The 11,682-nt window shown below is 62.6% G+C and carries 11 protein-coding genes; all 11 read left to right on the top strand.

Annotated features, from left to right (window positions below):
- Window positions 1–27 precede the first annotated feature (27 nt).
- Complete coding sequence (locus BN871_RS08540) at window positions 28–822, top strand: FAD-dependent oxidoreductase (protein WP_048745381.1); 795 nt, start codon at window positions 28–30, stop codon at window positions 820–822.
- Window positions 816–1,679, top strand: coding sequence for a bifunctional hydroxymethylpyrimidine kinase/phosphomethylpyrimidine kinase (thiD, locus tag BN871_RS08535; RefSeq protein WP_232312915.1), 864 nt, complete (start codon window positions 816–818; stop codon window positions 1,677–1,679). Before BN871_RS08540 ends, thiD begins: the two co-directional genes overlap by 7 nt.
- Before the next feature lie 89 nt (window positions 1,680–1,768).
- Window positions 1,769–2,557 carry a WIAG-tail domain gene (locus tag BN871_RS08530; protein WP_048745379.1) on the top strand — a complete coding sequence of 263 codons (789 nt, stop codon included), beginning with the start codon at window positions 1,769–1,771 and terminating at the stop codon, window positions 2,555–2,557.
- Window positions 2,558–3,215: 658 nt separating this feature from the next.
- Window positions 3,216–3,959, top strand: a complete 744-nt coding sequence (locus BN871_RS08525; RefSeq protein WP_269745413.1) for a glycosyltransferase — start codon at window positions 3,216–3,218, stop codon at window positions 3,957–3,959.
- A complete protein-coding gene (locus tag BN871_RS08520; RefSeq protein ID WP_048745378.1) occupies window positions 3,956–4,984 on the top strand; it encodes a hypothetical protein in 1,029 nt (342 codons plus the stop codon). Before BN871_RS08525 ends, BN871_RS08520 begins: the two co-directional genes overlap by 4 nt.
- 36 nt (window positions 4,985–5,020) lie before the next feature.
- Window positions 5,021–5,752 (top strand): sugar phosphate nucleotidyltransferase, encoded by a 732-nt coding sequence (locus tag BN871_RS08515; RefSeq protein ID WP_048745377.1) that lies wholly within the window; start codon window positions 5,021–5,023, stop codon window positions 5,750–5,752.
- A gap of 52 nt (window positions 5,753–5,804) precedes the next feature.
- Complete coding sequence (locus BN871_RS08510) at window positions 5,805–7,244, top strand: glycosyltransferase family 2 protein (protein ID WP_198158026.1); 1,440 nt, start codon at window positions 5,805–5,807, stop codon at window positions 7,242–7,244.
- A gap of 257 nt (window positions 7,245–7,501) precedes the next feature.
- Window positions 7,502–7,624, top strand: coding sequence for a hypothetical protein (locus tag BN871_RS29615; RefSeq protein ID WP_269745412.1), 123 nt, complete (start codon window positions 7,502–7,504; stop codon window positions 7,622–7,624).
- Between the two features lie 263 nt (window positions 7,625–7,887).
- Complete coding sequence (locus BN871_RS08505; protein ID WP_048745374.1) at window positions 7,888–8,991, top strand: glycosyltransferase; 1,104 nt, start codon at window positions 7,888–7,890, stop codon at window positions 8,989–8,991.
- 37 nt (window positions 8,992–9,028) lie between these two features.
- Window positions 9,029–10,216, top strand: coding sequence for a glycosyltransferase (locus BN871_RS08500; RefSeq protein WP_232312913.1), 1,188 nt, complete (start codon window positions 9,029–9,031; stop codon window positions 10,214–10,216).
- Between the two features lie 33 nt (window positions 10,217–10,249).
- A partial coding sequence (locus BN871_RS08495; protein WP_048745372.1) for a glycosyltransferase family 4 protein occupies window positions 10,250–11,682 on the top strand: 1,433 nt, incomplete at its 3' end.

Below are 11,682 nucleotides of genomic sequence, written 5' to 3'. Positions count from 1 at the left end.
TGCTGAGCGCCGCCGAGCTCGCCCGTCATGGAGCCGCTTCTCGCGCGGGGAGCGGCGGGCGGCATCTACACGCCGTCCGAAGCCCATGTCGAGGCTCCCCGCCTCGCTGCAGCGCTGGCCGAGGCTTGCAGGCTGGCCGGGATCAGGATGATAGGCGGAGCCGGCAGCCTGCGGGAGCTTGCTTTGCGGACATCCGGTTCCGGGGAGCGGTCCGTCGCTCTCTCGACCGATTATTCCGGAGAGCACGAGGCGGACAGGCTGTTGATCTGTACCGGAGCCTGGTCCGGGGAATTCGAGGTGATGTTCGGCTTGCCGGAGTCCATTCATCCGATTCGCGGTCAGATCTGCGCTTTCGACGTGCCCGACGGAGCGGTCAGGCATATGGTGTTTTCGAGTCAGGCCTATTGGGTCGGCAAATCGGGGAACGCCCTCGTATGCGGAGCTTCCGAAGATGTTGCCGGATTCGACGCCTCGGTCACGGAGAAGGGAATCGGGCGGCTGGAGCGGTGGAGCAGCCGGATATTCCCTTTCCTGGAAGGCGCGCGACCAAAGCTGCGCTGGGCCGGGCTGAGGCCGGCCACACGCGACGGGCGTCCAATGATCGGCGCCTTGAGCGATCATCCCCAGGTCATCGTGGCGGCCGGCCATTACCGAAACGGCATACTGCTTGCACCTGCGACCGCTGCGGCCGTAGGGGAGCTGCTGGATGGAACGAAGCCGGAATGGATCGCCTCCTTCTCCCCGGAACGATTCGCGGCAGCGGCCAGAGGCGGCGCGGAGGCTGGCAGAAACCTTCCGATGAGGGAGGAATTCCTTTGCTAGAGACTGCTGTCGGGCAAGGCGACGGGCTGCGGGGAGGCGGCATCCGGAAAGTGCTGACGATCGCAGGCTCGGATTCCGGTGGAGGCGCGGGCATTCAAGCGGATCTGAAGACGTTCCAGGAGCTCGGCACATTCGGCATGAGCGTCATCACTGCGGTGACGGCGCAAAATACGGTCGGCGTGCACGGAGTCTACCCCCTTCCGGTTGAAGCGGTAGAGGCTCAGCTCGACGCCGTCTTGGGCGATATCGGAGCCGATGCCGTCAAGACGGGCATGCTGTTCTCGCCGGAGATCATCCATGCGGCAGCTTCCAGGCTGGAGAAGGCCGCGGCCATCAAGCTCGTGGTCGATCCCGTCATGATCTCCAAGCACGGATCTCCGCTGCTGCGGGAGGATGCGGCTGAAGCGCTCCGCCTGCGGCTTCTGCCTCTGGCGGAAGTCGTTACGCCTAATATTCCGGAGGCCTGCGCCTTGCTCGGTCTGAAGGAAAGGGAGATTGGAAGCCTTGAGGCGATGAAGGACGCTTCCAAGGAAATGCTGGGATTCGGGTGCAGGCATGTCTTTCTTAAAGGCGGCCATCTGGCCGGAACGGAAGCGGCCGCCGACGTTCTCCTGTCCGCCTCTTATCCGAACGACCCCGTCGTGCTGACAGCTTCGCGCATTCCGACTGTCCATACCCATGGGACGGGCTGCACGATTGCCTCCGCGCTTGCCGCACTGCTTGCAAGAGGCCTGGACATGGAGGAGGCGGCAAGGGGGGCCAAGGCGTTCACGCTTGCGGCGATCGCATCGGGCGGGCCGCTAGGAGCGGGCACGGGCGCGCTCTGGCATGCCGCCTGGCGCAGCGAGGACAGCTGAATTTCCGGGCTGCTTGCAACGTCATGGTATCCGCCTGCCGGGCAGCCGCATAGGATAACAGTACTATGCATTGGTGGAGGAGCTTGACGATGAAGACGAACGGAAGGCCCGCAAAGGGCAGCAAACCTTATGTACCCGGCGGAGCGCCGCTCGCGCCGAAAGCCAGGAGCCAGCAGGGAGGCAGAGGCAGGCAATCTTCGAAGCCTTTATACCACTATGACAATCCGAACATATCGGAAATCGACTGGCTGGACGACATTCCCGCTTCTATTCGCGTCCCGTTGGCGGCCAAGGAAAGCCGAGTCCCCAAAGTCAGGCTTCACGGCGTTGCCTTGGAGAGCGTTTCGGACACGCTGCCCTGGGCCGGAACGGAGCCGGAAGCTGAATTCAAGCCGTCTGCGCCATCAGATGCAGACGCCGCTCTGTCCAGGATCGGGGATCAGCCGGAGGAGCTTCCGGCGGAAAAAGAGCAGCCCGGATATGACGTGAGCGAGATCCGTTACAGCTCGGCGTTGTCCGTCCGAGCGCCGGGCACAGCGCGGCTGCTGCCGCGGCAGGCGTTGGCCGCAGACGACGGGCCAGCCTCGCCCGATGACGAAGCAGGGCAGTCCCCAAAAGGAGCCGGCGTGCAGCACGGAACGATTCCGTTCGCTTTTCGCGACCGCGCCAGGATCGACCTGATCATTCCGCTCCAGACTCCGTTCATGGACAGCGAATATTCGTTCGTCTGCTCCCTCGACGTTCCCCATTGCCACGCTGTCGTGCGCGCCAAGCTGACGGCAGAGGCGGTAGTCACCCTCATCCGCACGCAGGAGGAGGGCAATGCCCGGGGCCGAATCGATTGGATCGCCGCCGGCAGGCTGCAGGAAGGGATCTGAACGCGGTCGGGCAGCCGTCTCCGTTTCCCGGTAATGGGTGGAGAGCCGGAGGCGGATCGGGGAAACAAGAGAACAAGAGGTGAAGGGGATTCAATGAATAAATGACCCCCTAAATCAGGGGATGGATGAATTGAAGAATGAATCGAAAAATCGATGCCGATGGATGAATCGATAGATCGATGGATCGATGGATCGATGAATCGATGGATCAATGGATCGATGAGTCGGTGAATGGATGACGGCCGAATTCAATGGTTCGTTCGAAGACAAATCGACAAACGATTAAATGGGCTGCTGAAAGAGCTGTGCGGACGTCATCTCGGGATGACGCGGCGCAGCTCTTTTTGATTCCTATACTCCCCGGTTATCCCGCCTGTACAAATGCCGTGCCATCGTTCCCGCTCTCTCATAAGCTGGCAAGTAGTGAGGTGAAATGATGAGAGACGCACGCAGAAGCCAAGGCGGACGTCGGGAAGGGGCAGGAGCCCCGCGAAGGAACGAAGGCGCCGGGAAGCCAGGCGGCTTCGCGGCTAAGGTCCGGCCTGCCGGTACGGGAAAGGCCGGGAATGGACGCCGGTCGCCTGGCAAGCTTCCAGCCTCCGGCCCGACTTACGCATTCGGAGCGGAAGCCCGCGATTCAGACGGCGCACCGCCCTTCTTGTCGGTCATTATTCCGGTCATGAATGAACGGCGGACGATTGCCGCCGTGTTGAAGCAGGCTGCGAGAATCCATCCGCACACGGAGCTGATTGTCGTCGCCAACGGTTCCACCGACGGATCTGCGGAAGCAGCCGAACGCTGCGGCGCCAAGGTGATCCGATACCTGAGTCCTCTCGGACACGATGTCGGACGCGCCATAGGCGCCCGTGCCGCCCAAGGAGAGATCCTTCTGTTCCTGGACGGAGATATGGTGCTGTCCGCCGTCAAGCTGAGGCCGTTCGTCGATGTCATTGCCCGCGGGCGAGCGGATGTCGCCTTGAACGATTACTCCGGTCCTGTCCATACATCCCGGGTTCATCCCGTCGTGCTGGCGAAGCATGCCCTCAATGAGATGCTCGGCCGGCCCGATCTCAAAGGAACCTCGCTCACCGCCGTCCCCCACGCGATGTCGAGGGGCGCATTGTCGGTCATCGGATCGGAATCGCTGCTCGTTCCGCCTCTTGCCCACGCCAAGGCGGCAGCGGCGGGACTGAGGATCGTCCTGCCGATCCGGGTCGATGTCGGCCGCTGCAACCGGCCGCGCCGCGAGCGCGAGCGGTCAAGGCCGCTTCACCGGCTCATAATCGGGGATCATCTCGAAGCGATCGCTTGGCTGTCGAGGCAAGCTGCGTCCGATAAAGAAGCTCCTGTCCTTCCCGAGTCCGACGGTGCGGAAACCGGACATGGGGGAGGGACGGAATGATGCAGGGCGGCAGGACGGTCCGTCCGGGGACAGGGAGACAGGACGGCAGAGGGTCCGGATATGGAAGGACCGGCAGGGCAAAGGCAGCCGGCAGCGGCAGAACGACAAGCCCGAACGAAAAAGGCAATGCCGGCAGCAAAGCCGGTCCAACCCGATTTCGAAGCGGCAAAGCCGGCCGAACCCGCTATCGCAGCAGCAAAACCAATCCAACCCGCGATCGCAGCAGCGGGGGCAATAGCGCGGTCTATCCCGGCTGGAAGCCTCTCTCCGCCGCTGTCGTGGCCGGGAGCGACGCCGGACAGCTGGCCGAAGCTGCGGAGATCATGCGGCGGAAAGGGTTCAGCCCGGTCATCGAAATGCTCTACCGTGCAGGCAGCCGGCTTGGCGGAGCCGGGGAGACTGAAGCAGCTTCGAACCGGTCCGAAGCCGACGTGCGCCATCCCGATCTCGATGCCATTCATGTCCATGAAGCGCTGGCGGCTGGTTCCGTTCTTGCAGCCGCCTCGGAGAAGGATGCCGTCCTGTATGCGGATGCCGGGCTCGGAGCCGATGCGCTTGCCCGGCTGCCGGCGCAGGCTCTCATTGCCAAAGCCGTTTCCTCCCGCCGGCCATGTGCCGCGGTTCCGTCAAGCACAAGCCGCGCGGTCCCGTTCTCGAGCTGGAGCAAGTCCATGGTTCTGAGCGCCTTCATGCACTGGTCGCTCGGAGAAGAGACGCGCAGCTTCGCGTCGATGGAACGGGCCGTTTTCGCTTTGAACCGCAAAGCCGCGGAGCTGCTTCAAGGGGATGCCCTTGCCGATCCGGCCGAAGCATTGGCGACGCTGCTGGCGGCAGGGGGGAAGGCGGTCACGGTAACGGCGCCGGCAGCCGCTGCGGGAAGCGCGCGCGCAGGGAAGCCGCTTCCGGAGGAGGGCGTCCGCTGCGCCCAAGCCGTTGTACGGATTCTAGAAAGGAAAGGCGGGCCGAGATCCGCCTTCCCGGATTACGACCGCCGCCGCGATGTCGCAGGAAAAGAGTCTGATTAGCGCATTTGCTTAAAGAAGAGAAGGAGTGAACGTCTGTTGAAAGCCATTCTGCTTGCAGGAGGAACCGGTACCCGGCTGATGCCGCTGACGGGACTGATGAACAAACACTTGCTCCCGGTGTACAACTATCCGATGATCCACTACGCCGTGAATACGCTCGCGGCGGCGGGAGCGGATGAAATTCTCTTCATTACGGGCCGCCGCTCGGCGGGAATGTTCATCGAGTATTTCGGCAGCGGCCGCGGGCACGGGGCATCGATAACCTATCTCATCCAGGAGGAGGCCGGAGGCATCGCCCAGGCTCTTGAGCTGGCGAAGCCCTATGTCGGCAAGGAAGAGAAGTTCCTGATGCTGCTTGGCGACAATCTGGTCGACGACTCCCTCGAGCCCTATGTGAAGGCATACGAGAAGGAGCCTGCCGGAAGCGCGATGGTTCTGCTCAAGGAAGTTCCCGATCCGGAAAGGTACGGGGTGCCGGTGTTCGATGAAGGCGGAAAGATAATCCGAATCGAGGAGAAGCCGGCTGCTCCCGCTTGCAGCTACAGCGTGACCGGCATCTATCTCTACGACGGCAGCGTCTTCGACGTCGTCTCCGCGATTGCTCCTTCAGGAAGAGGGGAGCTTGAAATCACGGACGTCAACAATGTCTACGCGGCCGCAGGCAAGCTGGCGCATGCGATGCTGCAGGGCTGGTGGGCGGATGCAGGGACGTTCGATTCTCTTCTTGAAGCAGCCCGGCACAAGAAGGATGGAGAGGGACAGAAATGAGAGCCTGCTCCAGGAGCGGCTGCCGGAACGGGGCCAAGGAGGCCGCAGCTCCGTGAGCGGGCGGCGAGGCGCTTCCAGAACCGTTCCAGCAGCCGCATCAAATGCGATGAAAGCAGTTCCGGCAATGCCGTCCCTAGCGGCAAATGCGGCGGATGCGCCGGAGGAGGCGCCGCAGACGCACGCTCCCGGATGGCAGGAAGGCTACGATCACGGCTTCGAAGCCGGGAAGGCAGCCTTGGGGCAGCGATGGCCGGGCACGAGCATCATCATTCCGACCTACAACAAGCGGGACTACCTGGTCCGCTGCCTGGACAGCATTCGGAGGCATACTCCAGAGCCATACGAAATCATCGTCGTGGACAATGCCTCGGCGGACGGGACGGCTGCCATGCTGGAAACCTATTCGCTGCTGCTTGGCCCGGGCAAGCTCCGCTTCCGGGTCATGGACCGCAATCTCGGTTTTGCGGGAGCGGTCAACCGCGGCCTCATGATGGCCAGAGGCGACAGGCTGCTGCTGCTCAACAACGACACGCTGGTGACGGAGCGCTGGCTGGATAACCTGACGGCCTGCCTGGAACGAAGTCCCTTCGCCGGCATCGTCGGTCCCGTCACCAACTTCATCAGCGGCAGCCAGCTCGTGAAGGTTCCCTATCGTTCGATCAAGGGGATGGATGTCTGGGCTCGGGGCCGCAACAAGCCGGATTCGCGGCGCTGGAAAGAGACGGCGAGACTGACCGGCTTCTGCATGCTGATGCGCCGCTCCTTGTGGGAGGCGATCGGGTACTTCGACGAGGGTTATCAGGTAGGAAACTACGAGGATGACGATTTCTGCCTGCGCGCGAGGCTGCTGAGCCTGCGGCTGTACATTGCGGGAGACTGCTTCATTCATCATTTCGGCAGCGTCACGGTGCGGGAGGAAGCCCGCATGACGGCCATCACCGAGAGCAACCGGCTCTTTTACAAGGCCAAATGGGAGGATCCGGCGGGCGTTCTTCGGGCGCCGTCGGCGAAGGATCCGGAACTGGCGAAGCCGGCTGGCGAGGCGTCCTTCTATCCAGGCGGAGTGGCTGCGGAAGGGGCCGACGGAACGGTCTGGTGGCTGGAGAGGGGAGTCCGCTGGAAAATCGAGGGAGGCTGGGAGCTTCCTTCCGTCCGCTTGGGAAGGCCCGTGCTGAGCCGCTACCGCCCGGCTGCGGCAACGATCGCTTCCAGCATCGCGGCTTCCCGCTGGAGAAGCGAGAAGTCCGCCCCGTCCCTGCCGCTGGACGGGGAGAGCTCAACCGGCGATTTTCCACCGCCCTATGCGGCATGGCTGAACGGCTCCCTTGCTTATGTGGAAGAGGGGCGGCGCAGGACCGTTCTCAACCCGGCGGCCGCGGAGCGCTGGGGGCTTCATCTTAAGCCCCTGATGCCTGAGGCGGATGCCGCTGCGGCGCTGCTACCGGCCGGGCTGCCTGTTATTGCTCCCCCTCTGCTGTACCAGCGTCTATGAAATCATGCGGCGGGACAAGGGCTTACAAGGATTCCAAGGAGGATATTTCATGAAGACAAAAAGAAGTGCCGTGAGAAAACGGCTGCCTTCCGCAGCGCTCGGGCGGCGAAAAAAAAGCAGCCGGAGCGAAAAAAGGAAAGTCGGCCGCAAAGAAGAAGACTCGTTCCGTCAGACGATCGGCGGCGGCAAAACGGCCGCGCCGCCGGCAGGCGGCAGCGCGGCGACGAGCCGTCCATGGGTTCGTGGAGCCGGCGATCATGCAGGGAAGCCCCGCTTTCCAGGCCGGATTCCAGCAGACGTACACAGAGGGGTATCAGGCTGGCTTCGGCATGGGCTATGAAGAGGGACTGCAATTCGCCTATGAAACCCAGCCCGGCTGATTTCAAAGCTTTCAGGCCGCCGTCCGGCGGCTTTTTTTTTAGGCGACCGAAACGCTCCAGGCGGCTCCTGTCCGGCAATACGGGCATTCATCCGTTGCGGCAGCCGGATGCAGGGGACGCAGCCCGCGTCGTCGCCGCAGGCGTTCATTCTGCTAATCTAGTCATCCGCCATTTTTGGCGGCGCGAGGACAAGAGACCAAGTAGACAGCGGCCTCCGGACATATAGTAGGAGCAGAGCAAGGTCAAGAAGGGAGGCATTCGGCATGCCAAGCCACGTACCGCGGACGGTTGAAGCGGGAAGGCAGGAGGGGCATCGGATCGGATTGGAGGAAGGCCGCCGGGACGGCGCCTGCCAGGCTGCGGCATCCGCCGCGCGGGTATGGACGCCCGAAGCGCGAAGAGCCATGAGCGTCATGTACGTCCCGCAAGGGTTTCCGGCGATCGACCAAGGCGTGCAGGAAGCGCTGGCGATGCACGCCAGCTCGGTTGCTGTAAGCAGTCCCGGCACCATGTTCGTTGACGCGGAGAGGCTCAGGCCGGATCTGGTGCTCGTCATGAACGGCTTGCATCACGTGTTTCCGGCCGATCAGCCTTCACAGATCGCAGCGATCCGGAATTTGGGCATACCGGCCGCCATCTGGTTCGCGGACGATCCCTATTTTACGAGGGAAACGAGCAGCCTGGCGTTCTGCTACGATTACGTCTTCACCCACGACCTCGAGGCGGTCGATTTCTATCGTCGGCTGGGACATCCGCAAGTTCATTACGCGCCGCTCGGCGTCAATACGGGGGTCTACCATGCCAAGCCGGTTCCCCGCAAATACCGCAGCGACGTTTGCTTCATCGGCCAGGGCTTCTGGAACCGGATCGGGCTGCTGGATCAGGTGCTGCCGCAGCTGCAAGGCCTCAGGGTCGTCATCGCCGGGGGGGAATGGGAGCGTCTGAGTCCAAGGGCGCGCAAGAGCTGCCAGCTGCTTCCCGGCTGGATGCCGATCGAGGAGACGGTGAACTATTACAACGGCGCCCGGATCGTCCTGAACATCCACCGGACGACGGAACCGGGAGTCGACAACCACAACGATCACGGTCTCCGCGGCGCCTCCATCAATCCAAGGACGTATGAAATTTCCGCCTGCGGAACGCTGCAGATGACCGATATCCGCGATGACCTCGGCCGTTATTACGTGCCGGGACAGGAGCTGGACACCTTTGCCGACGCAGGAGAGCTGGTCGGCAAAATAAGGCATTATCTTCTTCATGAAGACCTGCGCAGAGCCGTCTCCGTGAAAGGGATGCTGCGCACGCTTCAGGAACACACCTTCGCCCGCCGCGTCGGAGATCTTCTGGATCTGCTCCCCCTGGGCTGACGGCGTGAGTGCTGCTATCAAAAGAGGAGGACTAAAGTTGGCAGTTAAATCCCTGCGCAAGGGCAGGCGCGCAGCCAAGCATGCGCCTTCCCGCGCAAGCAAGAAGCGCTTCCTGCAACCCGTCGCCCCGATGCTTCCGGATCCGGAGCTGGAAAGGGGCAGGGCAGCAGGCTTCGCGACGGGACATGAGCACGGCCGCTGGTTCGGCAAATGCGAGGCCGGCCTTTCCCTGGTAAGCTATTCGCCTCCCATATTCCCGCTTCATATCATGTTTATCGCTACCGCAAAAGGATATCCGTATTCTCCCCTGGACGCCTCCATCGCCGACTCGCTCCGTTCCATGACGTTGAGGCTCAGCGTGAGCGATACGCTGCAAAATTACGTTCAGCAGGCCGAAACGCTGCGGCCCGACGCGGTCATCTTCCTGGACGGCCTGCAGGCTCCGGTCGAGAACGTCGACGCCATCCGGGCGCTCGGCATCCGGACAGCCGTCTGGTTCACGGATGATCCCTACTATTCCGACATCACCCGCAAGCTCGCTCCGCATTACGACTTCGTCTTTACGCTGGAGAAAAACTGCGTCGAATTCTACCGCAGGCTCGGATGCCCCAACGTCCATTACCTTCCGCTCGGCGTCAATCCCGATGAATTCCGCCCCCGCAATCCCGATCTGTCCCTCCGCAGGGAAATCAGCTTCGTCGGTTCCGCTTATCACAAGCGCGTCGACTTCTTCGACCAGATCACTCCGTACCTCGCCACTCGCGATATTATCATCTCCGGTCTCTGGTGGGAGCGGCTGCGCGATTATCAGCTCCTCTCCTCCCGCATCCGGGCGGGCCACTGGATGGGACCGCTGGAGACGGCGGCGACGTACAACGGAGCGAAGATCGTCATCAACATGCACCGTGCCCATGACGACGAAACGTTCAACAGCAACAGCGAGATGATCACGGCGGTTTCTCCCAATCCCCGCACGTTCGAAATATCCGCCTGCGGCACCCTGCAGCTGACGGACGTACGGGAAGACCTGGCCAGCTTCTACACGCCGGGAGTGGAAATCGCGACCTATTCCTCGCCTCAGGAATTGGTCGAGAAGATCGATTATTACCTCCAGCACGAGCAAGAGAGGCAGGACATCGCGCTGCGCTCCATGCACCGGACGATGAAGGAGCATACCTACGCGCATCGGCTGAACTACATGCTGACGTCGATGTTTCCGTCCTGATGCGCCGGCTTCCGACCGAAGGGGGTGAAGAAATTGATTTCGAACCCGACCATCCTGTTCTTCTCCCATATATGCAGTCCTGACGCGATAACAGGAGCCGAGAAGCTGCTGCTGCTCACGATGACAGAGCTGGCCGGAGCGGCTGCATGCATTCTGGCCGTGCCCGAGGAAGGCATCCTGTCGGCAAGGGCGAGAGCGGCCGGAATCAGGGTGCATGTCACAGGCGCTGTCCCGATCTACTATTCCATGTATCAAGCCCACCCGGCCATCCTGGAGGAAGTTTCCGGAGGCGTCCACAGCTCCGGCATGGAGGCGCTGTACCGTCTTCTCATCGCCGTAAAGCCGCATGCGGTATGGGTCAACACCTGCGTTCATCCCCTGCCTGCCATCGCGGCGACGAGGCTGGGAGTGCCGGTCATCTGGTGCTTGACGGAGACGATGAGGACGTCGGCAGGGACCGGCAGCGTTCAGGAGCTGATGGAAGCCCATACCGACCTGCTGGTCGGAATATCCGCCTCGACCCTGTCGCCGATTCATTCCCCTAGCCTGCTCGCAAAGTCCGCCGTCCTCTATCCGGCGGTCGACGGGTCGAATTTCGAGCCATGGACCTGGACTTCCAGACGGGCGAAGCGAAGGGCTCAGCTGAATGTGGCCGAAAATCAATGCCTGATCGGCTTCATCGCTTCCCATCTCTATGAGAACAAAGGCCTCGACCACTTCATGGCGATGGCTCTGCATGTCGGAGCCAGCCATCCCGAAGCGGTATTCGCGGTCACCGGCAATCCGGTCAATCCGCCTTATCTGGAGCGATGCATCCGCATGGCGGCTTCCTCCGGCATGGCGGACCGGTTCCGCTGGCTGCCCTTCGAGACCGACATCCGCAACGCCTATCCTGCGCTCGATATTCTGGTCGTACCCAGCATTGTGGAGGAAGGCTTCGGGATGACGGCGCTGGAAGGGATGCTGTTCGGCAAGCCTGTCGTCGCGTACGCATCGGGAGGACTCGCCGAAATCATGCGCGCGACGGGAAACGCAGAGCGTCTGGCCGCTGCGGGCCATCCATACGAGCTGGCTGCGCTCGTCTCGCAGCTGACCGCGAACATGCCGCTGCGGCTGGCTGTCGCCGCAAGGAGCGGCGCGGCCGCCCTGGAGGTATTCGGCATGCCGGCTTACCGCAGCCGGCTGACCGAGCGGATCCGGCAGCTGCATCTGTCCGGCCGGACTTCGCCTCGGATCGTTCATGGAAGCGGCGCACAGGTATACGAGCTGAGGGATTGGCAGCTGCGCCCGTTCCGCAGCCCGGAAGCGTTGGCGGAAGCCGGCTATGCGCACCAAGCGCGGCAGGAGATGCCCGATGCAGTGCTGGCCTTGCTTGGCGCAGGCGAGCCGATCGGCTCGGATCCGCCGCATGCCGGGCATTCCCCGGCAGCTTCCCGGCGCGCTTCCTCGGGAAGCCGCCGCGCGAG

Source organism: Paenibacillus sp. P22, assembly GCF_000469945.2.
GTDB classification, from domain to species: domain Bacteria; phylum Bacillota; class Bacilli; order Paenibacillales; family Paenibacillaceae; genus Paenibacillus_O; species Paenibacillus_O humicus.
Note: the sequence above shows the minus strand (reverse complement) of the source record. Positions and strands in the feature narration are given on the sequence as shown.

Bases quoted from the DNA above. Each gene is read 5' to 3' on its own strand.
- BN871_RS29615 (WP_269745412.1), top strand. From the start codon at position 7,502: ATGCAGGGAAGCCCCGCTTTCCAGGCCGGATTCCAGCAGACGTACACA.
- BN871_RS08540 (WP_048745381.1), top strand. From the start codon at position 28: ATGGAGCCGCTTCTCGCGCGGGGAGCGGCGGGCGGCATCTACACGCCG.
- BN871_RS08505 (WP_048745374.1), top strand. From the start codon at position 7,888: ATGCCAAGCCACGTACCGCGGACGGTTGAAGCGGGAAGGCAGGAGGGG.
- BN871_RS08520 (WP_048745378.1), top strand. From the start codon at position 3,956: ATGATGCAGGGCGGCAGGACGGTCCGTCCGGGGACAGGGAGACAGGAC.
- BN871_RS08530 (WP_048745379.1), top strand. From the start codon at position 1,769: ATGAAGACGAACGGAAGGCCCGCAAAGGGCAGCAAACCTTATGTACCC.